The organism is Enterococcus sp. HY326 (assembly GCF_026157065.1).
In the GTDB taxonomy this organism is placed as follows: domain Bacteria; phylum Bacillota; class Bacilli; order Lactobacillales; family Enterococcaceae; genus HY326.
Window position 1 is genome coordinate 1 of record NZ_JANLGQ010000008.1, and the last position, 21,141, is coordinate 21,141.

The 21,141-nt window shown below is 41.0% G+C and carries 25 protein-coding genes, 1 rRNA gene and 1 other RNA gene; 5 read left to right on the top strand and 22 right to left on the bottom strand.

Annotated features, from left to right (window positions below; all coding sequences use genetic code 11):
- The 3 genes from ORH16_RS16525 to ORH16_RS16535 form a co-directional block, all read right to left on the bottom strand.
- Positions 1–113, bottom strand: a 16S ribosomal RNA gene (locus ORH16_RS16525); the annotation flags it as partial.
- A 665-nt stretch (positions 114–778) separates the two neighbouring features.
- On the bottom strand, positions 779–1,141 hold the full coding sequence (locus tag ORH16_RS16530) for a hypothetical protein (protein ID WP_265459992.1): 363 nt from the start codon (positions 1,139–1,141) through the stop codon (positions 779–781).
- Between the two features lie 78 nt (positions 1,142–1,219).
- A complete protein-coding gene (locus tag ORH16_RS16535) occupies positions 1,220–1,594 on the bottom strand; it encodes a CvfD/Ygs/GSP13 family RNA-binding post-transcriptional regulator (RefSeq protein WP_265459993.1) in 375 nt (124 codons plus the stop codon).
- 89 nt (positions 1,595–1,683) lie between these two features.
- Here ORH16_RS16535 and ORH16_RS16540 point away from each other — a divergent pair, with 89 nt between their 5' ends.
- The gene (locus ORH16_RS16540; protein ID WP_265459994.1) at positions 1,684–2,856 is read left to right on the top strand and encodes a MalY/PatB family protein; all 1,173 of its coding nucleotides are present in this window, start codon (positions 1,684–1,686) and stop codon (positions 2,854–2,856) included.
- 60 nt (positions 2,857–2,916) lie between these two features.
- Here the strand turns inward: ORH16_RS16540 and ORH16_RS16545 are convergent, their stop codons facing one another.
- Positions 2,917–3,501, bottom strand: a complete 585-nt coding sequence (locus ORH16_RS16545) for a peptidylprolyl isomerase (RefSeq protein WP_265460112.1) — start codon at positions 3,499–3,501, stop codon at positions 2,917–2,919.
- 276 nt (positions 3,502–3,777) lie between these two features.
- Between ORH16_RS16545 and ORH16_RS16550 the strand changes: the two genes are divergently transcribed.
- Positions 3,778–4,767: an NAD(P)/FAD-dependent oxidoreductase gene (locus ORH16_RS16550; RefSeq protein WP_265459995.1), complete on the top strand. Its 990-nt coding sequence runs from the start codon at positions 3,778–3,780 to the stop codon at positions 4,765–4,767.
- Positions 4,768–4,835: 68 nt separating this feature from the next.
- Here the strand turns inward: ORH16_RS16550 and ORH16_RS16555 are convergent, their stop codons facing one another.
- Positions 4,836–5,081: a DUF1450 domain-containing protein gene (locus tag ORH16_RS16555; protein WP_265459996.1), complete on the bottom strand. Its 246-nt coding sequence runs from the start codon at positions 5,079–5,081 to the stop codon at positions 4,836–4,838.
- A 123-nt stretch (positions 5,082–5,204) separates the two neighbouring features.
- Here ORH16_RS16555 and ORH16_RS16560 point away from each other — a divergent pair, with 123 nt between their 5' ends.
- Positions 5,205–5,711, top strand: coding sequence for a phosphatidylglycerophosphatase A (locus tag ORH16_RS16560; protein WP_265459997.1), 507 nt, complete (start codon positions 5,205–5,207; stop codon positions 5,709–5,711).
- 150 nt (positions 5,712–5,861) lie between these two features.
- Here the strand turns inward: ORH16_RS16560 and ORH16_RS16565 are convergent, their stop codons facing one another.
- The 4 genes from ORH16_RS16565 to ORH16_RS16580 form a co-directional block, all read right to left on the bottom strand.
- Positions 5,862–6,497, bottom strand: a complete 636-nt coding sequence (locus tag ORH16_RS16565; RefSeq protein ID WP_265459998.1) for a TIGR01906 family membrane protein — start codon at positions 6,495–6,497, stop codon at positions 5,862–5,864.
- Positions 6,498–7,265 carry a TIGR01457 family HAD-type hydrolase gene (locus tag ORH16_RS16570; protein ID WP_265459999.1) on the bottom strand — a complete coding sequence of 256 codons (768 nt, stop codon included), beginning with the start codon at positions 7,263–7,265 and terminating at the stop codon, positions 6,498–6,500. It abuts the gene before it with no gap.
- The gene (locus tag ORH16_RS16575) at positions 7,266–7,940 is read right to left on the bottom strand and encodes a YutD family protein (protein ID WP_265460000.1); all 675 of its coding nucleotides are present in this window, start codon (positions 7,938–7,940) and stop codon (positions 7,266–7,268) included.
- 69 nt (positions 7,941–8,009) lie between these two features.
- Entirely contained in the window at positions 8,010–9,404 is a 1,395-nt protein-coding gene (locus ORH16_RS16580) for a bifunctional metallophosphatase/5'-nucleotidase (RefSeq protein WP_265460001.1), read from the bottom strand.
- Positions 9,405–9,480: 76 nt separating this feature from the next.
- On the opposite strand from ORH16_RS16580, the gene ORH16_RS16585 reads away from it, so the two are divergent.
- The gene (locus ORH16_RS16585; protein WP_265460002.1) at positions 9,481–9,939 is read left to right on the top strand and encodes a methylated-DNA--[protein]-cysteine S-methyltransferase; all 459 of its coding nucleotides are present in this window, start codon (positions 9,481–9,483) and stop codon (positions 9,937–9,939) included.
- A 148-nt stretch (positions 9,940–10,087) separates the two neighbouring features.
- Here the strand turns inward: ORH16_RS16585 and ffs are convergent.
- Positions 10,088–10,170: signal recognition particle sRNA small type (gene ffs, locus ORH16_RS16590), an RNA gene on the bottom strand.
- Between the two features lie 40 nt (positions 10,171–10,210).
- Positions 10,211–10,732 (bottom strand): tRNA adenosine(34) deaminase TadA, encoded by a 522-nt coding sequence (tadA, locus tag ORH16_RS16595; RefSeq protein ID WP_265460003.1) that lies wholly within the window; start codon positions 10,730–10,732, stop codon positions 10,211–10,213.
- Positions 10,733–10,918: 186 nt separating this feature from the next.
- Here tadA and ORH16_RS16600 point away from each other — a divergent pair, with 186 nt between their 5' ends.
- Entirely contained in the window at positions 10,919–11,095 is a 177-nt protein-coding gene (locus tag ORH16_RS16600; RefSeq protein ID WP_265460004.1) for a hypothetical protein, read from the top strand.
- Positions 11,096–11,167: 72 nt separating this feature from the next.
- Here ORH16_RS16600 and ORH16_RS16605 read toward each other — a convergent pair whose 3' ends face one another.
- The 11 genes from ORH16_RS16605 to ORH16_RS16655 form a co-directional block, all read right to left on the bottom strand.
- Positions 11,168–11,509, bottom strand: a complete 342-nt coding sequence (locus tag ORH16_RS16605) for a hypothetical protein (protein ID WP_265460005.1) — start codon at positions 11,507–11,509, stop codon at positions 11,168–11,170.
- A 68-nt stretch (positions 11,510–11,577) separates the two neighbouring features.
- Positions 11,578–12,951: an RsmF rRNA methyltransferase first C-terminal domain-containing protein gene (locus tag ORH16_RS16610; protein ID WP_265460006.1), complete on the bottom strand. Its 1,374-nt coding sequence runs from the start codon at positions 12,949–12,951 to the stop codon at positions 11,578–11,580.
- Positions 12,952–13,153: 202 nt separating this feature from the next.
- Positions 13,154–13,864: a zinc metallopeptidase gene (locus ORH16_RS16615; protein WP_265460007.1), complete on the bottom strand. Its 711-nt coding sequence runs from the start codon at positions 13,862–13,864 to the stop codon at positions 13,154–13,156.
- 100 nt (positions 13,865–13,964) lie between these two features.
- Positions 13,965–14,921 (bottom strand): ROK family protein, encoded by a 957-nt coding sequence (locus ORH16_RS16620; RefSeq protein WP_265460008.1) that lies wholly within the window; start codon positions 14,919–14,921, stop codon positions 13,965–13,967.
- 240 nt (positions 14,922–15,161) lie between these two features.
- Complete coding sequence (locus tag ORH16_RS16625) at positions 15,162–15,503, bottom strand: zinc ribbon domain-containing protein YjdM (RefSeq protein WP_265460010.1); 342 nt, start codon at positions 15,501–15,503, stop codon at positions 15,162–15,164.
- An 18-nt stretch (positions 15,504–15,521) separates the two neighbouring features.
- Positions 15,522–16,487: a DHH family phosphoesterase gene (locus ORH16_RS16630; RefSeq protein ID WP_265460011.1), complete on the bottom strand. Its 966-nt coding sequence runs from the start codon at positions 16,485–16,487 to the stop codon at positions 15,522–15,524.
- Between the two features lie 76 nt (positions 16,488–16,563).
- Positions 16,564–17,895, bottom strand: coding sequence for a DRTGG domain-containing protein (locus tag ORH16_RS16635; RefSeq protein WP_265460013.1), 1,332 nt, complete (start codon positions 17,893–17,895; stop codon positions 16,564–16,566).
- Positions 17,896–17,906: 11 nt separating this feature from the next.
- On the bottom strand, positions 17,907–18,587 hold the full coding sequence (locus tag ORH16_RS16640) for a metal-dependent hydrolase (protein WP_265460014.1): 681 nt from the start codon (positions 18,585–18,587) through the stop codon (positions 17,907–17,909).
- Positions 18,588–18,868: 281 nt separating this feature from the next.
- Positions 18,869–19,078 (bottom strand): hypothetical protein, encoded by a 210-nt coding sequence (locus tag ORH16_RS16645; protein WP_265460015.1) that lies wholly within the window; start codon positions 19,076–19,078, stop codon positions 18,869–18,871.
- A gap of 108 nt (positions 19,079–19,186) precedes the next feature.
- A complete protein-coding gene (locus tag ORH16_RS16650) occupies positions 19,187–19,672 on the bottom strand; it encodes a YbaK/EbsC family protein (protein ID WP_265460016.1) in 486 nt (161 codons plus the stop codon).
- Positions 19,662–21,098 (bottom strand): MFS transporter, encoded by a 1,437-nt coding sequence (locus ORH16_RS16655; protein ID WP_265460017.1) that lies wholly within the window; start codon positions 21,096–21,098, stop codon positions 19,662–19,664. Before ORH16_RS16655 ends, ORH16_RS16650 begins: the two co-directional genes overlap by 11 nt.
- Positions 21,099–21,141: the final 43 nt, after the last annotated feature.

Here is a 21,141-nt window from a genome sequence, read left to right on the forward strand (position 1 = left end):
CCACTCCTTTTCTTTCGGTGGAGCAAGCTCCGGTGAAAGAAAAAGCGTTCGACTTGCATGTATTAGGCACGCCGCCAGCGTTCGTCCTGAGCCAGGATCAAACTCTCATAATAAAAGTGTTTGCACAGTCTTGCGACTGTTAGCTCATTAATTGTTTGCTAGCTTTTGCTTGCAATGTTTATTTTGTCCTTGACTATCAAGGACGCCCTACACATTGGTTCGTTTGCTTTGTTCAGTTTTCAAAGGTCTACGTGTTGCGATTCAGCCTCTTAAAAAGAAGTGAATTTGTTGTTTCAGCAACTTTTATATCTTATCAGCTTTGCAGCCGATTGTCAACAACTTTTTTTAAAAGTCATTTATATAAAAATCGAAATCTCCTAGAGTTCAAAAGCTTTCTCGCTGAGAACATTTAATAATTTATCATGGAAATCCTATTGCGTCAATAAGAAAATTAGCAATTCAATCCGGAAAAAAGTTTCCATATTCTCAAGATTCAGAAATAGTTCGTGTTTTAGTTAAATACTTATAATTTTGAAATTATTTAGTTCGATTATTATAGAAATTTATTCACGTCTATTCTCTTCTTGCTTATATCATTCGTGAAAACTTTTTTTTTAACTTGCAATTATTTTTGAAATTTTATATTTGATTGCGACTTAATCAGGATGAAACGATATGTCATCACTTATTTCAGTAAAATATCTTGCTAAATAAAAAAAGCAAACCACCTGTTCAGTAGTTTGCTTCTTATGTAAGTAGCCATATAATAAATATTTTTCTAAAAGAAAGGAACCCCTTCAAAGGCTACACTGCCTAAGACTGTTCTCAATTTTTCTGGCCGTTCCCAAATGTAATCAGCTGCCAATGATTCCTGCATGTTCTTTTCTTCAATTTCAAATAGAAATAACGGAATGTTTTCATGATTGATATTGGTATTGGTTAATTCAACAAGTTGAATATCACTTACATTAACGTGGACAGTTTCTTTTAAAAATCTAAGAATACTAGAAAGTCCAGTAGCTTCATCAGCGAAAGTGGTAATTGCGAAACCCATACGATCATCGTTCTCGTGCATCAAAAACTTTTTCGTGCCATCTTGCAAATGCAACATAATAGTCCCTGCAACGCGTTTATTTTTCAATGTATCCACTCCTATTGCTAGAATACTTAGATACTACCACAATTTCTGAAAAAAAACATTAAGTTTTCAAGTGAAGATTTACTGCTTCCGTTCAGCTAAATAATCTAAGTCTTCTTCAATCCATTCAGGCAAAGCTTTCTCTAATGAAGCAAAGCCGATTTTTTTATTGCGATTGGTAAAATATTTTTTTCGTTTCGAATAATTGGGTGGAAATTGTCCACTGAGGGTGCGCAAAGACAGGCTGATTTTTTGCGAATATTCGTCAATGTCAATGACTTGTATGCGAACTTGATCGCCGACTTTTAAAACATCGCTGATATTTTTTGTATAGCCCGCTTGAATCTCAGAGACGTGAATTAGTCCTTGTGTATCATGATCTAATGAAACAAATGCACCATAAGGCTGAATTCCTGAAATAGTACCAAAATGAATGCTGCCAATTTTATAACTCATTTACTTCCCTCTTTTCCAAGAATTCATTATACTGTATTTATGTAAAAAAATGAAGTTTTGTCACATCGACAAGGGAAAGGACGACCGCAATGACCGATTTTAATCAAGTAATCAATCGTAAACAGACCAATTCAGTGAAATGGGACCGCATCGCAGCAACTTATCAGGAGGAAGACTTATTGCCTTTGTGGGTAGCAGATATGGATTTTTTTAGTCCGTCTTTTGTGACGGACGCCTTTCGCAAGTTTTTAGATACAGGGGTTTTAGGTTATAGTGAGCCATCAGATTCTTTATATCAAGCGATTATTGATTGGCAGCAAATACAGCATGATTTTACTGTACCAAAGGAAGATATCTTATTTTCAGTCGGCGTGGTGCCGAGTATTGCGGCAGCTGTGCAAGCCTACACTGAAGAGGGCGATGCGGTTTTAATTCATGATCCGGTTTACTTTCCATTTTCTGCAGTCGTTAAGGAGAATAAGCGCAAATTAGTACGCAACCCTTTAAAGGAAGAAAATGGCTGTTTTGTTATTGACTTTGCAGCAATGGAGCAGGCCATTCAAGAACATCAGGTGAAATTATTTATTTTGTGTAATCCTCATAATCCTGGTGGACGGGTCTGGAATGCAGAAGAATTGAAACAAATGGGTGAGCTGTGTGAAAAATACGGAGTGATTTTAATCAGCGATGAAATACATCAGGATTTAATTTTTGAGCCAAATCAGTTTACGAGCTTTCAAAATGCTTATGATGCAGCTGGCAAGTTTTCAATTGTCTTAACCGCTGCTACAAAAACTTTTAATTTAGCCGGCATTAAAAATTCGATGGTTTTCATTAAAGACCCAGAATTAAAACAGAAATTTGTAGCCGTTCAGCAAAAAAATCATGACAATGAGATTAATACTTTTGGCCTAATCGGAACTGAAGCTGCTTATCGAGGAGGCGCTGAATGGTTGGCGGAATTACTTGATTACTTAGCTGAAAATGTCCGCTTTGTAACAGATTACTTCCATGAGCATCTGCCGCAAGTTAACGTGATGACACCACAAGGGACTTACTTATTGTGGTTGGACTTTTCAGCGTATGGTATGAGTGACAAAGAGCTAGAAGACTTTTTCGTTCATCAGGCAAAAGTCGTGTTAAATACTGGCATTAGTTTTGGGCCAAAGGGGACAGGGCACATGCGCATGAATTTAGCTGCCCCCAAAGCAACAATTCAAGAAGGCTTAACTAGAATTAAAACAGCTTTTGATTCACTATAAATAAAAAATGTTCCCGCTGATATCATTCATCAGTGGGAACATTTTTTAGTTCAGCAGTTATTATTCAGAAATTTCGATTGTATCAATCGTAATGTCGTGCACTGGTCGATCCTGTGGTCCTCTTTGAGCATTGGCAATTTCATCGACAACATCCATGCCCTCAATCACATGACCGAAAACAGTATGGCGTTGGTCAAGCCAAGGAGTACCGCCACCTTTATAAGCTTCGATAATTTCTGCTGGGAACCCAGCACCTTCAAGTTGACCAAGCATATTCGCTGGAACATTTTCATTGTTTACGATGAAAAATTGGCTGCCATTAGTATTGGGGCCAGCGTTAGCCATGGATAGTGCACCTCTTAAATTGAAGGCTTCCATTGAAAATTCATCTTCGAATTTGTCACCATAGATGCTTTCGCCCCCCATACCAGTTCCGGTTGGGTCGCCTCCTTGAATCATGAAATCAGGGATTACTCGGTGAAAAATAATTCCGTCATAATAGCCTTTTTTTGCAAGTTGAACAAAGTTATCAACTGTCTTTGGTGCTAAATCTGGAAATAATTGTACTTTAATATCTCCGCGGTTGGTTTTGATGGTCGCTTTTGGACCTGTTGCGTTGGCTAAATCTAATTGTGGAAATGCCACGTAAATCTCCTCCTTTGATTCGCTGACCTCCTCCGTTAAAAAACGAGCTGGCTGCCGCATAATTACTAAAATATCATAGCCGATTTTCAAAAAAAAAACCATAGGAGACCCTTGGACTTTATGAAAAATTGCTATTTCAAGCAAATTTTTTTATAGAAATAATTATTTTTGATAGAATGCCAACAGAAGTCTTAGTCAAAGACGACTTTCAATATAAAGTAAGAAAGCAACATTTGCTAGATTAATAGGTAGATTTAGCTTCAAGGAGGAAAAAACATGACAGATGTGTATGACATCACTATTATCGGCGCTGGACCGATTGGGCTGTTTGCAGCTTTTTATGCCGGAATGCGGGGCGCCAAAACAAAAATTATTGATAGCCTACCGCAAATCGGTGGTCAACTGGCAACCTTGTACCCAGAAAAATTAATTTACGATGCACCTGGTTTTGCTACGATAAAAGCCATTGAGCTGATTGAAAATCTCGATCAGCAGTTGGAAAAATTTAATCACGACTTTGTTTTAGAAGAGGAAGTTGTTGATTTGATTGCTCATGAAGATTTTGTTGAAATTGTGACGAATCAAGGGCTGCATTTTTCAAAGTCAGTAATTTTAGCGTTGGGTAATGGCTCTTTTCAGCCCCGGCGATTAAACTTGCCACTGGCAGATGACTTAGAAAATCACGGCTTGGATTATTATGTCAATGATTTGCAAAAATATGCCGGTCAACGAGTGGCCATTGCTGGTGGTGGCGATTCTGCAATCGATTGGGCTTTGATGCTGGAGCCGATTGCTGCAGAGGTTCACTTAATTCATCGCCGTCCGGAATTTCGTGGCCATGAACACAGTGTTAACCTCTTAGAAAAATCGAGTATCAATATTTTGACTCCCTATGTGATTGAAAGCTTGCAGGCTCAAGAGGGTGAGTTGACCGCTATTGACCTGCAAAAAGTCAAAGCTGACGATGTTTTGCAAGTACCGATTGATCATCTGATTGTCAACTATGGCTTTTCTTCCTCTTTGGAGCATTTAAAAAATTGGGGACTAGAAACCCAACGCAATTCGATTTTAGTCAACAGCGACATGTCGACTAATATTCCTGGGGTTTACGCTGCGGGCGATATCACTCAATACCAAGGGAAAGTTAAATTAATTGCGACTGGCCTTGGGGAAGCTCCCACAGCAGTCAACAATGCCCTGCATTATATCAATCCCAAAAATCGGACACAGCCGATGCACAGCACTAGTCTGTTTGCTGAGAAATAGCAGAGAAAAAATGAAATCCTTAACTTTTGGCGCATCTTTTTAAGCAACCGCCATTAGTTAGGGATTTTTTACATGCCGTATTCTGCTTGCCATTCTTTAATAGCCGCCGTGACACTCACTAGTAATTCTTCCGGAGTATTAGCCGCAATCCGCTCTCCTTCGAAAAAAGCAAAAGGCTTCATCCCGCACAAGGTGCATTCGCTCATACAAGAATAAGTCATAATATCGCAGTTTTCGCTGACAAAGGCATCGTCAATCACCAATTGACTGCCAGCGGATAAATTTTGTTCGCAAAATTCTAATAAAGGATCCATAGCGCTCCCCTTTCCATTAACTAACAGGGTCTTTCATTGCATTTTAACGAAAATAGTATAACATTGAAGGGGTAAAGATTAAACTATCCAGTTTTAGCATTCAAACGATTAGGAGTGACGCAGATGGTAATTAAAGGTGAAACATTAGAAGAAGTCGCCCGCCAGTTATTAATTGAACGGGGCGTAACAATTAGAGACATCGCCGAATTGGTTATGTTTTTACAAGAACCATATATTATGGGGCTACAAATTGAAACCTGCATTGAAAATGTCGAAGGTGTTTTAACCAAACGAGAAGTTCAAAATGCGATTATCACCGGGATTCAATTAGATATTTTAGCTGAGGAAAAACAAATGCTCTATCCGTTACAGCAAATTGTCGAAGAAGATGAAGGGCTTTACGGTGTCGATGAAATTATTGCTTTAGGAATTGTTAACGTTTATGGCTCGATTGGCTTTACCAATTATGGTTATATCGACAAAGTTAAACCGGGCATTTTGAAGAAATTAAACGATCACGAAGGTCCAAGCGTCAATACTTTTCTCGATGACATTGTTGGCGCAATTGCGGCTTCTGCTGCCAGTCGTTTAGCTCATGATAATCCTGATAAGAGCCAAATCACGCAATAAGTTTCCTGCAAAATAAAAAATCCGCAAGAACTCAGATTACCCTTCTGCTGAAAACAGCAACCCGCAAATAAGCGGGAATTTAAGGAATCTGTGTTTCTTGCGGATTTTTTCTTTATCTCCACTGTTGTTGCAGTAATCTCAACAACTTTTTCATCTGCTATAACTGCGTCTTAACTGCAGGCGACCTGCGATTACTCCGCTGAGGAAAATGAATTCGATTAAAACAAAAAATAAAATAAAGCAGTGCATAAAGAAGGCCTCTGGCAAGACATTAATTATCGGATCAGTGACTGGATTAAACAGCCAGTCGTCATTTGCAAAAAATAATTCGTGGAATCTGACAAAGAAAGTATCAAAGCCGACTGCCATTAAAAAGCCGAAAATCACAGGAACTACTAAGGCAACTTGGAACGGCCGAATCAGTTTCCAAAGTGCCTTTTGTTTAACCAGACTGACGATAAACCAAATGGCTGGAATAGCCGTTATGATTAACACAGCGTAATCAAGTAAAAATAATTTTTTGACATCGTAAAAATGTTGAGCACCGCTAGCCGACATCGGAAAATCCGGCAGCGCTAAAGTCGTATTGAAGGGATTATTTAAAAAGGCCATTAGCTGGTCAAAATTGTGAAGCAAAACATCTCGAGAGACATCGGTATAATCTAAAATATTTAAATACCCGATATCAAAGACGTATAACGGCCGAAAATTAATCGCCACAAACACGGAAAAGCTGATAATAAATAGAAACAGCGTCAGCCATTGCATAAACCGTTTAATCTTCATTTAGTTAAATTCCCATTCATCTAGACTTGCCACTACATGTGTCGGTGCCTCAGGCAGGCTTGGTACAGCTGTTGCCGGTGTGAATCCAGTAGTGACTAACAAGGTATCAATCCTGTTAGCAATCCCTGCTTGAATATCTGTTTCGTAGTTATCCCCAACCATCAAAACAGCTTCCTTATGCAGGCCTAAAATTTCAACCGCTTTTTCAATGATGATGGCATTGGGTTTGCCTATCATCACCGGTTTGGTTTGAGTAGCTGTTTCCACCAAGGCAATGATTGAACCAGCCCCAGGTACTAAGCCCCGTTCATTTGGCAAATTTTTATCGGGATTGGTGCCGATAAACGTCGCCCCTTTTTGAATCGCAAACGTCGCTTCTACAAATTTTTCATAGGTCACCTGACTGTCCAAGCCAACCACAACATAATCAGGATTTGTCTTGTCTTCGATAAATCCGGCTTCAGCAATTGCGGTTTTTAGGCCGCCTTCACCAATGACATAGACCCGCTTGCCTTTATTGTCAGTTTTCATAAAGTCAACGGTTGCTAAACTGGCCGTGTAGACTGTGCTAGCTGGCACTTCAATCGCAAACTCATTTTTTAAACGATTGGCAACATCTGTTGGTGTTTTGGTCGTATTATTGGTGACAAATAGAAAGGGAATCTTAGCAGCTTGAAGCTTTTCAACGAAGCGCTTGGCCGCTGGAATCGGCTGCTTACCTAAATAGACCGTCCCGTCTAAATCAATCAAGTACCCTTGATAGTCCATTTAATCTTCCCGCTTTCTAATCACAAAGCCTGATTTTTCACCATGAGCTGCCTCAGTGGTGTTTTTTCCTGCAGGGTTCGATTGTTTTTTGGGTTCTGTCTTACGATTTTTAATTGTTGGCTTCGTCTTTTTCACAGATTGCACAGGAGCTTTTTTTTCTTCTGTATGAGCTGTTGCTGCATTCTTCTTGCTGTTGTTGCTGCGACGACGGCGATTTTGCTTGCGTTCCCGCTTGCCGCCGACACGCTCAATGACAAAATAAGCACAGCCAAAGTTGCAGTATTCATACAGATAATCCTGTAAACTTTCAATCCTTTGGTCCGGAAAAGCCCGCCGATTGTCATTGGCAAAAAAGCCTTTGAGGCGCAGCTGCTCATAGCCCCAATCCCCAACGATATAATCATAGCGAGACAAAACATCACTGAAACGCTCACCGAGTTTTTCTGCATCAAAGCCGTCACGATAATTCGTCGCCAATTTATATTGGCGATCGCCGATTAATAGCTGATCGTTTTCTAAGACTTGAACGGTTTCGCCTTTTTTCTTTTCAGTCGGTTCGCTTTCTTCGGCAATATCTTCTAAGACAGCGGCCAATTCCGCCGTTAAATCATCTTTTACTTCAGCAGCTGGCTGCTTTTTGTGTTGATTTTTATTTTTTTCTGTTTCGGTTGTCATAAACTCACCACCATCATTCTTCAAACTGCATTTATTTTATCATAGTTTTGCCTCAGGACAAAGACTGCCTCAAGATTCCTCGGATTTTAGCGGGAATTTTTGGCTGAGGTATTCCGCCAGAACACTGCGGATAAATTCTGGAAAGAGAAACTCAACCTGACCGGCAATTTCAATCGTCGGGAAAAATGGCACAAACAGATAATGGTCTACCGTGGTAAAAGTATAGCTTCCCTCAGGGTCAATCATCTCCCCTAGCCAGTGGACTTGATGATTGATGCGATCATAGTCAATGCCGCTATAAATTATATTGCCGAAAATTTTGCCGCGAAAGCCCATGCCGACAATTGGAAAATTCCGTAGAAAATTGCGATTTTTTTCCATCTCCTGCACCAAACGAATCAAATTTTTTCCCGTTAACGTCACATTGATTAAATGCATCGGATGCGGCAAGGTTCGTTGCAACTGGTCTTGATTGACAATACCTGCGGGAATATCTTCCAAAAACAAGCCGCTGTTTAAGATACTGACTTGTGTGTGGCCCCGTTTTTTGACGGCGGCCAAAGTAGCTAAAACTAACGGATGCTCGCTATCAACATCCACCGCTAATGGATAAGGCAAGTCGGCAACTTTGCGGGCTTTTAACAGGTTGTGGCCTTCTGTTAGATAGTCACTGATTTCCTCTTCGTCTTCTGACAGTTCTAACATTTCGCTAGTTGGCAAGGCCCGAGCAGAAGTTTTCACAATCTGCTTGTTGTCAGCTAATTCAATTTTGACTTCCCCAACATAATGGCCAAATTTTTCAGCAGCCGCTAGTTGCACCTGACCGATTTTCTCCCCTTGAATAAATAAATGATGGGTATGGGAACCAAGAATCACATCAATTTCTGGAAACTTGCGGGCGATTTCGCGATCTGAGCCAATGCCTAAATGGCTCATCAGCACGAGCACATCCACTTGACTGCGCAGCTCAGCTAATAAGCCCGGCAAGAGATCGTTAGGCTGGCGAATATCCCACCCGTTCGGTGTGTAAGTCAAAGGAAACGGAGCCGTCATGGCAATTAAACCGATTTTGGTTCCCTTGTCAGTCGTAATTATTTTTGAGGCCCGCGCCCAGTCTGGCATCTGCAAAGACGTTTTATCAAACAAATTATCTAATAGAACATCAAAATTAGCATGGTCATAAAGATGATTTAAATCAGTTTTAGAATTGCCGACGCCTTCATTGTTGCCGATAGTGGCTGCATCATAACCAATCGTGTTCATCAGTTCAACATTCGCCTGCCCATTGGTGGCCTCTGACAGTGGATGCCAGCGGTCAACAAAGTCCCCTAAATCAACGGTGATTACAGTCTGACCTTTACTTTTTGCTTCAAAGCGCCGCTGTTGTAAAAAGCGGCGAATCTTCGGCCAGTTTTCAAAATGAGAGTGCAAATCATTGGTATGTAAGATTAAAATTTTTTCCATGGAATCACCTAGTTTTCATTTAGTCTAGTTTATAGTAACATAGGTCTGACAAATCCGTTTACTAGGAGGCTGTACCATGAAAATAATGACCCCCATCGGCCCTTTCTGGCTGCAGGCAGATGACACAGGTCTGACTCGAGGAACGTTTACACCGCTGCCGGAAGACTCCGCTGAAAAAAATAATCCTCATCTAGCACAAGCAAAAAAGGAATTAGCTGAATATTTTGCTGGTCAGCGCCAAAACTTTACTGTGCCTCTTTCGATTAAAGTCGGCACCGCTTTTCAACGACAAGTCTGGCAAGCATTACAGCAAATTCCTTTTGGCGACACCCGCAGTTATCAAGCGGTAGCCCAAGCGATTGACAATCCGAAAGCTGTCAGGGCAATCGGTCAGGCTAATCGCCATAATCCGATTGCCATCATCATCCCTTGTCACCGGGTAATCGGGAAAAACGGTCAACTGACCGGTTATATGGGAACTAGCGGCGTGGAACTGAAACGGCAGCTGCTAGCTTTAGAAGGTGCCGCGTTTTAAAATAAAAATAAGCTGTGGAAACTCTTTTTGATGAAGAGTTTCCACAGCTTTTTATCTGCCAGTGACAGTGTAGATTTTTTATTCAAAAAAGTTTGCCAATTAATTTTGACCAAAAAGAAAAAGACCCGAAAGTCTTTGGTATCAACAACTATTAAAGACACATGGCGGCATTCACTTAGTGCTGCTTCCTTCCAGATCTGACACAATTCACAAACCCGCCATTGTCCTGCCTTGCGGCAAAAACTAGTATAACTTATTTTGTTATTGAATGCTAGTCTTTCTCAGAAATTTCTTCGAGTTTGGCAATTTTTTTCGCAGCTTTCTTTTGTTCCCGCAGCTTTCTAAAAAAATTAGTCAAAATTGCTCCGCATTCTTCCGCCAAAATCCCACCTTCAACATAAGCACTATGATTAAAGTGCTCCTCTGTTAATAAATTCATCAGCGTTCCAGCGGTGCCGCCTTTAGGATCGGCGGCTCCGAAATAAACTTCGGCTACCCTTGATAAAACCATGGCTCCGCTACACATAGCACATGGCTCTAATGTAACAAAAAGCTGTGCGTTTTCTAAGCGCCAGTTGTCAATTGTGTGACAGGCTGATTTGATAGCAAACATTTCTGCATGAGTTGTGGCATCCTGCGTGTGCTCTCTAAGATTATGACCCCGGCCGATGATTTCGCCATCTAAAACTACGATTGCACCAATGGGAACTTCTGCTAAAGCTTCGGCCTTTTGCGCCTCCGCCAAAGCCAAACCCATATAAAATTCTTTTTCAGTTTGTGTTAAGTCAGTCATGGTCTTCCTCCGCTGCTATTTTAGCATGAGATTTCTCCTGCTTCAATTCGTAAAAGCAAGATAATTTCTGTCCTAATTGATATTTTTGATTTGGATTTCGGTTGTCAGACGGAGACGCTTTTCAGACTTTAGTCCCGTGAAGGATAAAAAACTTCTGTTATACTTATTAAAAAGGAGGTTGTTCAAATGAATCTAGGGTTGTTGAATATATTGGTAATTGGCATTAGTTTTTTAGTGCCGTTTTGTATCAGCATTTATTATTTAAATAAAAAACGGATCAAGTATCGTTGGTTGCTATCTTTTGTGATTGCCTTAATTGCCGGCTCGGCTATTGCCTATGGTATTGCTGAATTTCTATTATAATGTAAAAAAGAACTGTGGTATCAGCCAGTCAACAGAAAGAGTCTGTTGCAGCTGTTACCACAGTTTTTTTGTTTATCCTTCAAAAGCTGCGCTTAAATAACTAGAAAGTTTGTTTTTTAAATCCTTTTGGGAACCTTTGAAATTTTGTCCGTAGATTTTAACTTTTTGTTTACCATTCTTAATTTTTCCGGAAACGGTAATAATTGATTCTAAGTCTTCATCTGACAAACGGTCAACTAAATCCATAATTTTTTGGTTGCCGCCAAATTTGTTTTCCACAAATTTTCTAGCTTTGCAACGATTGGTTGCATAATGTACCTTTTCGATAATTTTTCCTGAAGCAATCACAGTTGCCGTGATGCCCGCAACGGCTGCGATACTAAAACCGATTGCTACTTTTGTAGTTGTTTTCATTGGCTAATCCCCTTTCTCTTACTTATAATGATAGCACACTCATGAAAAATAAGGTATCGAAAGCCCTGCTAAACTTTAAACCGTAAGCCTTTGGGATAAAAGTTTTTAATGACTCCCTGAACTTGTTTGCCAAATCCGATTGGCATCTTGTCATAGCTTAAAATCACCCAACCTTGATTGCCGGCAAGCGAAAAAGTTTCACCGGCAACATAATGCTGCCAGTCTTCTTCGGTGATAGAAACTGCTGGCCAAGTAGCTGGCGCTATCATGCTTAAAGCAAAGCTTGGCTCAAAACGATTTTTTTTAATGGTGCCCAGATGCAAGCCTGGGCGAATCAATTTCAGCTTTTCAATCTGTGAAAAAGTAAGTCCTGCAGGCAATTGCCACACCTGCTCCCCAAATTTAATCCGTTCCCCTACGACTCCTAATGGAAAAGCTTCAAGAAAATTGTCTACCAATTGACTTTCCTCTTTGGTCAATTTTACCTGAGCCTTTTGCGGATTTTTTTGTTTTTTCTTTGATTTGGTTGTTTGTGTTTCTTCATTTGCCCCTTGGGAAATGAGCTTTGCGACAAAATGTCCTTCGCCGATATTTTTGTGGGGCCAGATTCTGGCTGTCTTGGCCAAATCGGGCACACTACCCCATTCTGGACGGCCTTGTTCTGTTTCAGGATAATTAATCTCAGCAATGGTCAGCGGATAATTTTCAACCAGCCAGCTGACAATTTCTTCATTTTCCTCTGGCGCAAAGGTACAGGTGGAGTAGACTAAAGTCCCTTGTGATTTTAGCATTTTTAACGCTGAGCTTAGAATTTCCTTTTGGCGAGCAGCACAAATTTCAGAAGAATTTTCCTGCCACTCCTTCATTGCCACGTCGTCTTTACGGAACATTCCTTCCCCTGAGCAGGGAGCATCCACTAAAATTTTGTCGAAAAATCCGCTGAAGCTTCCGACTAATTCAGCAGGTGCGTGATTCGTCACCAGACTATTGACCCCGCCCCAGCGTTCGATGTTTTCACTTAGGATTTTTGCCCGTTTTGTGAAAATCTCATTGGAAACTAAGAGGCCCTGATTGTTTAATTGACTTAAAATTTGGGTCGATTTTCCTCCAGGAGCCGCACATAAATCTAAGACCTTTTCCCCCGGTTGTGCAGCTAAGACTGTCGCCACCAACATGGCACTTGGCTCTTGACTATAGACATAGCCGGCCTGATGCAGCGGACTTTTTCCAGAGACCTTGCCCAAAAAGGCATCCTTAGCATAAGGAGCCTTCGGAAAATTGGCAAAGCCGTGGGCGGCGACCATTTCTTGATAAGCTGGTTTCAAAGGATTTTCCCGAAAAGCCTTTTGATAGCTTCCATTCGTTAAAGCTTCAAAAAAGTCAGCGGCTTCGCTGCCTAATAAGGTTTGATATTTTGAAATAAAGCCACTTGGTAATTTCATCAATGGACTCCTTTAAAAATTTTTGGCAAAAAAAAGGCTGTGGCATTAGTCTTTTCAACAGATGAAATCCCGAACCAGACTATATTTGCTCCTGCGGTCCAGTAGGTCCTCGTCGCAAATCAACAATATTCAGTGTCTTTTACTAGATATTGTTCATAAGGTTCGGCTCTGTTCTAACTAATGTCACAGCCTCTATTATAGATTAATTACGTCGGTTATTGCCACCGAAAATTAAAATCAAGCGCAACAATTGTAAAAATGTTGCTAGCGCTGCTGCCACATAAGTTAAGGCAGCCGCAAATAATACTTTACGGGCAATTGGCAGCTCATCTTCAGTTAAAATATTGCCAGAGCCTAGAATTGCTAAAGCTCGTCGGGAGGCATTAAACTCGACCGGCAGTGTCACTAATTGGAACAACAAGGCCAATGAGAACATCAAAATCCCGATATTAATCAACGTTTGGTTCCAAGAGAACAATACACCGATTAAAATCAGCGGCATTGACAATGACGAACCAAAATTAGCAACCGGCACAATTGCTGCCCGAATTTTTAAGGGGCTATAGCCAGTCGCATCCTGCACAGCGTGACCACATTCATGAGCCGCCACACTAATGGCCGCAACTGAGGTCGAACGAGCAGTAGCCTGCGAGAGACTCAACATTTTATTACCAGAATTATAATTATCTGTGAGATTGCCGGCAATTTGCTGAACCCCCACATTGTTAATGTGTTGACTGCTTAAAATATATTGGGCCGCTTGAGTGCCCGTCACATTATTGCGACTGTGAACATCGTCGTATTTTCTAAAGGTACTATTCACATAGGCTGAGGCGGCCATCGAAATGACCATCCCAATGATGACAAAAATCAAGCCTGGACCAAAGCCGTAAAAAAGTCCCATCCCGTACATAGGAACATTCCTCCTTCTCTTTGACCAAATTTTACCATAGAATTATTAAATATTTGTGAACAGTGCTCAGTTTTTTTTTATTTGATTCCCCCTTAACAAACTAAGCAAATTTCTTAGCGGCGACACTTGCCGCACCAATCATGCCCGCCGCTGAACCCAATACGGCCAATTCTAATTGACAAGCGGCCGCAGAAATTTTTAACGCATGTTGTTGGATTACTCGGCGGGCGGGGGCCAATAATCTTTCACCGGCCTTGGCCATGCCGCCCCCAATCAGGATTTTTTTAGGATTATATAAGTTGATGACATTGACTAAGCCGAAGCCGAAAATTTCGCCGGTTTCTTGTAAAACTTTTTGGCAAAGGGCATCTTCTTGATCAAAGCCCTTAGAAATCATTTTAGCCGTCAGCTGTTGCCAATCTTCTCCAAGCCAATCCCTTAAAATACTTGGCTGACCTTCTGCTAAATAATCAGCGGCCGTCTTAACCATTCCTCTGGCTGAAACATAGCGACCCAAACAGCCACTGCTGCCACAGGCACAGGGCCGGCCTTCACGATACATATTCAGATGACCAATTTCGCCAAAACTATTGGTAGCCCCATAAAGTAGTTGATGATTGATGACCACTCCAGCGCCTAAGCCAGTGCCCAACGTAATAAAAACAAAATCACTAAGCTCTTGAGCGGCCCCCAGTGTCCATTCGCCAAAGAGATTCATGCGAACATCATTATCAATCACCGTTGGAATAGCAAATTCTTTTTCTAAAATTGCGATGATTGGAATATTTTCCCAATCGGTAAAATTCGGAGAGAAAAGCGAAATACCATTTTGTAAATCCAATAAACCGGGTACGCCTAAACCAATTCTCTTCACTTGATTGGTAGTCAACTGGTTATCCTGCAGGATTTTTTTTATAGCTGTCACTAAATTTTTTAAAACGATGGCGGCACCCGCCAAAGAGTTTGTGGCTGCTGTCTGTTTGTCTATGCAAACCAACTCTTGATCAAACAAACCTAATTTGATTGCCGTTCCACCTAAGTCAATCCCCAAATACATTTGCTTACCTCCAGATTTTTTTAAAATTATCAAGTAAATTTATTACTAAATATTTTACCAAGAAAATTATCCCGAGACAAGCCAAAAAAACTATGGCAATCCTAAGTAGGTAAAACGTTCCAAATAGTTTGTAGAGCTAGCTATCATCTATTATTGAGAAAAATTTCCTCAATAATCTAGCCGACTGTTTGAAGTTGTTTACTTTATTAGGTTTGTCATAGTTAAGTTGCTTTTGAAAATTTAGTTTTTCTTCACAAATTCTGATTTTAATTTCATCGGACCAAAGCCATCGACTTTACAATCGATGTTGTGGTCACCTTCAACTAGGCGAATATTTTTGACTTTGGTGCCTTGTTTAATGGCACCAGATGCCCCTTTGACTTTTAAATCTTTGATGACCGTCACACTATCGCCATCAGCTAAGAGATTGCCGTTGCTGTCTTTGACGACTAAGCCGGCTGTCTCTTCAGTGGCGTTTGCATCAGCAGACCATTCGTTGCCGCATTCTGGACAGATAAACAGTCCGCGATCCTCATAAGTGTATTCTGAATTACATTGGGGGCAATTGGGTAAAGCGCTCATTGATTTCCTCCGTGCGTTTTAATTATTTTCCCGGTACTCTTGACAGAGCCGTTGAATTTCTTGATAAATTTCCTGAACTTCTTTTAAATCGTGGGCATTGGCACCGCTGGCTAATGGATGACCACCGCCGTGATGACGTTTAGCTAGCTCATTAATCACAGGGCCTTTTGAACGTAGCCGCACGCGATAATAGCCTTCTGGTTGTTGGACAAAAATTCCCCAAGCTAAGACTTGATCAATTTTTCCGGGAACGGAAACGATGGCGGAGGTTTCTGAATCCACCACGCCGTATTCTGCTAAAACTTCTGAAGGCAGAATCACTTGGCCAGCGCCATTTTCATCCAGTCGCAGATTTTGGTTAACAAAACCGGACAAGCGGGCCACCGACATTGAAATTTGGTCGATTTCGCGATTTAATTTGTTAGCATTAAAGCCGTAATCCATTAAAACAGCTGCCGTTCTTAAAGTATGAGCCGTCGTTGCTGGATATAAAAAGCGGCCAGTATCGCCAACAATCCCGCCGTATAATAAGCGGGCAGCATTTTCGCTGAATTTTAGCTCATCAGGAAATTGCAAAACAAAATCGGCAATAATTTCACTACAGCTGCTGGCGCCAGTGTTGACATATAATAAATCGCCATAAGGTTCATCGTTAGGATGATGATCAATCTTGATTAATTTGTCGCCTAAAACATAGCGCTTGTCACTGATGCGGTCGCTGTTGGCAGTGTCCGTCACAATCACTAAAGCCCCTTGATACTGACTTTCCGTCACCTCATCCATCACGGCTAAGTAGTCTAAGCCTTCAACGGGACCACCCACTTGATAGATTTCTTTTTCCGGAAATGAGGTCCGTAAGATTTCTGCCAAGCCGACTTGCGAGCCGATTGCATCGGGATCAGGTCGTTGATGGCGATGAATGATGATGCGGGAATATTTTTTAATTTCAGCTAAAATTGCTGACAGCATATCTAAATCTTTCATAAATTCTCCTAGTTTCTATAGTTCTGGATTACAAAATGTTGCTACTTTTTAAATCTACTTGCTTCAATCAAGATGCTTAAGCACGTTCCATGACCTGACAGACGACTAATGCTTTAGCGACAATTGTATTTTCTAAAAAAACTTCAATATCTAGTTTAGCCGAACGGCGACCAATTTCCAAGACCCGCGGCCGAATTTCTAAATCACTTTCCAATTGAATCAAACGCAAGTAATGGAGATTAATTTGTTCAATCAAAATATTGCGCCGTTGATTGGCGACCATTGTCCGCTGGGCGACGTTGGAAATAATTTCACTGAGCACCCCAAAGGAAATTGTCCCGACACTGTTTACCATCTGCGGTGTCACGACAAAATGATAGGAATAATCTTCGTTTTGTTTGCCCTCCTGCTCATCCTCCACCGTGATAACTTCACCGGCAATCTGATCAGAAATAGTGTCCGCAATTTGCGGCTGCCGTTGAACCATTTGCATGGCCTTCATGACATCTTGCCGACTAACAATTCCGGATAAAGTCAAATCATCTTCGACAACCGGCATCACCTCTAAGCCGTCCCAAATCATTTGGTGACTGACAGAGGCAACGCTCATGGTGCGCTTAACATAAATGGGATCTTTAGTCATAATTTTTTCAATCAATTGATGGTCATTTTTGCCGATAATATCTTTAGCAGTCACAATGCCAATCAAACGCTGATTACGATTCACTACTGGAAAACGGGAATGCCGAGTCTCTTCTGACAGCCGTTGAAATTCTTTAACACAATCAGAGCCATGAAGGTAAATGGCTTTATCTAAAGGCACATAAATATCTGATACCAGCATAATATCTTTTTTAATCAGCTGATCGCTTAACGCCCGATTAATCATTGTCGCCACTGTAAACGTATCATAGGTGGTTCTTAATACTGGCAGTGCTAGTTCATCTGCAAGCTGTGAAATTTCATCCGTCGTTTCAAAGCCACCGGTAATCAAAACGGCGGCGCCTTCTGTCAGCGCTAATTTTTGAACGCCTTCACGATTTCCGACAATCATTAGTGAGCCTGGCGTGATGTAGCGTTCCATTGCAGATTCGGTCATGGCGCCAATGACAAATTTATTTAAACTTTTGTCTAGTCCTTCACTACCGCCAAGCACGTCTCCTTCAATAATTCGGACAACTTCACCGAAGGTCAGCTTCTCAATATTTTTTTTCAGCTTGCGTTCAATGCGAATCGTACCGACCCTTTGAATTGTCGAGACTAAGCCGATGGTTTCTGCATCTTTGATTGCCCGATAAGCCGTGCCTTCACTGACGGAGAGGTCTTTGGCAATCCGGCGAACTGAAATTCGTTCGCCCACCGGTAGGCTTTCAATGTGATTTAAAATTAAATCATGTTTTGTTGCCATGGGTCTGCCTCCTAAAATTCAAAGCTGGTGTCCGGGGTTACTACCCGGCCCACATGTTTTGGTAGTAATTGAATAAATGCTTCTGGGTCCTGTTGAATCACTGGAAAAGTATTATAGTGAATCGGTACCACTTGCTTAGCCTGCACTCGTTTGGCAGCCCGAGCAGCTTCTTCAGGTCCCATCGTAAAATTGTCGCCGATTGGCAAAAAGGCCAAATCGATGTCGTAATTTTCGCCGATTAAACTCATATCGCTGAACTCAGCAGTATCGCCGGCGTGATAAATTGTTTTGCCTTCAATTTCTAAAATCATTCCGGCAGCTTCCCCCATATAAAGCAGCTGGCCTTCGTATTCATAGGCAGAGGAATGGAGCGCCGGTACTAATTTAACCGAGCCAAAAGGAAATTCGAATTTGCCACCTAAGTTTAAGCCGTGGCCTTTAATTCCAAAGCGGCCGAAGAAATTAACCAACTCCACCATGCCGATGACTTGTGCGTGATTTTTTTCGGCAATTTCCCGGGTGTCGCCAATATGATCGCCATGTCCGTGGGTTAATAAAATATAATCCACTTTTAAGTCTGCTGGGTCTACCCGCGTCAGTGGATTATCAGAAAGATAGGGATCAATTAAAAGTTTTTGGTTGTTTGTGAGTTCTATTAAGAATGCTGAATGTCCGAAATAAGTAATTTTCATCAGAATACCCTCCGTTTAGCTAAAATCTGTGCTGTAAAAGTAATACAGTTTATCAAAACAATTATAACAGTTTTCCAAGCAATCTCCAATCAAGCTGACTGAAAGAAGCAAAATTTTGGCCATTCACGCAAAAAAACCAAAAAAAATTGTTTAAATGAATTATTTTTGAAAGATGCTGCGTTTTTGATACAAAAATCAAAGTTAAATTTTATTGCTCCCTCACGATTTCTAGTAGAACAAAAAAGCTTGAAACTTAGCGTTTACTAAGCTCAAGCTTTTGGTTATTTGTTGTCTTCTTCAAAATACTCTTCGTAATCGCCATAATCCTCGAAAACGTCTGCTTGGTTATCATTATTGGTGTCATCCAAGGCATCCATTCCTGTCATTGCCTTATCCAAAGTATCAACCTCGGTGTTTTCCAGCAGCTGCGCTTTGTATTCCTCTTCTGATATAACTTTACCTGTTTTTTTATGTCTGAAAAATCTAGGCATCTTCTTCACCGCTTTCCTTAAGATACTTTTATTGTACGCCATCTTAAAAAAATTTACGACTATTAAGGTGCTCGACCAGCAAGTCTTGACAATAAAATTGCAGTTTCTTTATTTTTTGACGATGGCGGTCAGTTGCGGTTGAATAAACGCAATAAAATCTTTTACCGACAATTTAATTCCCTTGCCTAATTCACCAGCAGAAACAACGATTTCTGGTAACTCTTGGACTTTTTCATCAATCAAAATCGGAAAATCTGGATGGTGCTTGCGAATGCCAAAAGGTGTATTAGCGCCATGCTCATAACCGGTTTGCTCAATGACATACTCAATCGGCGGCAAACCGATTTTACGATTGCCGGTAGCTTTGGCAACTGCTTTATAATCCATGCGCTTTGTCAAGGGTACTAAAGCAATCACGACACCAGTCTTATCGCCTTTTAAGACTAGTGTCTTATAAATAATTTCTTTTGGAAAATTTAGTTGCGCCTCCAGCAATTCTTCTGTGCCATTGACTTCTTGTGTGGGAAACACGATGGCTTCATAGGCCATTTGATTTTCTGATAAATAACTTTCAACTTCATTTTTATCGGCCATTAACTTTTCGCTCCTTGCGTGTTCTAAGATAAGTAATTAACAGTGCTACAAAACATAAAATAAACGAGCCTAAGAAAGCAATTTCCATCCCGAAAATAAAAATTTCTGGCCGTCCATTGATGTAAGTCGTCACCTTTTGACCATAAGCAACACTCATGGCTTGATAGAGAATCGTCGTGGACAAAGCAATCCCGATTTCCATCCCAAAATTGCGGGCGAAGCTATTTAAACTGCCAGCAATTCCTAAATTTTCTTTGTTGACGCTGCTCATAATCATCGTGTTATTCGGTGATTGGAAGAGGGCATTGCCCAAGCCCATCAAGGCAGTAAAAAGGCAAAAATACCACAAAGGTGTCGTTAAACCTAAAAACATATAGCCTAATTGGGCAGCTGCCAAAAGAATTAAGCCTGAAAACACTAATTTTTTAGCTCCCAGTACATCAGTTAAATAGCCGCTTAACGGCGAGCCCACCACCATCATCAGTGGAAAGACCATCATTAAAATACCGGCAAAGCTGGCGCTGTAGCCAAGGGCATCCTGCAGGTAATAAGGCATGATAACATTGACAAAAAAGTTCGAGGCAAAAATAAAGACTGCCGTAACGAGACCCATTGTAAAAATCCGATTGTTAAAAATTTTGAAGTCAATCAGCGGAGTTGTCTGCCGTTTTTCAAGACGATAGAAAATAATAAAAGCCGCAACTGCAATCACCCATAGGCCAATCACCTGCCAAGCAGTAAAGCCTAGCTCTTGGCCGATAAAAATGCCGCCGAATAAACTGATAATGCCGATGGCAAAGATAATAAAGCCGGCAAAATCAATTTTTTCTTTGCTCTTTGTTAAATCCTTTGGTAAAAATTTTTCACCGATTAAAATCGTAACAAGACCCACGGGAATATTAATCCAAAAAATATATGGCCAACTTAAATGAGATAAAATCAACCCGCCTAATCCCGGACCAGTAATCGAACCTAGTGAGACAAAGGCGCCAATCATCCCCAGCGCTCTGCCCCGTTCTTTTAACGGAAAAATCTCAGTAATAATACCGGAGTTGGTGGCCATTGTCATACTGGCCCCAATCGCTTGAATCACCCGACCGAATAATAAAAATAATAGCGAATGATTGAAACCGCAGAGTAATGAGCCTAATACAAAAATAATTGTCCCAATCCGAAAAATCCGAATTTTGCCCCAGCTGTCACCAATTTTCCCAAAAAGCAGCAGACAGGCGCAGACCACCATTAAATAAACGGATGCCACCCAGGCGGCTTGATTCATCAACACACCTAAATCCTTTGAAATAGTCGGTAACGCAATGTTGACGATACTGGAATCGAGGGTCGACATAAAGGTGAACATCGCCACACAGACTAAAATCCACCAGCGTTGTTTTTGAACTTTGGCATCATCTTGATAGGTTTTCATGCCACTCCTTCTTTCTGATAATTTTTACAAAAGAAAAGCCCGC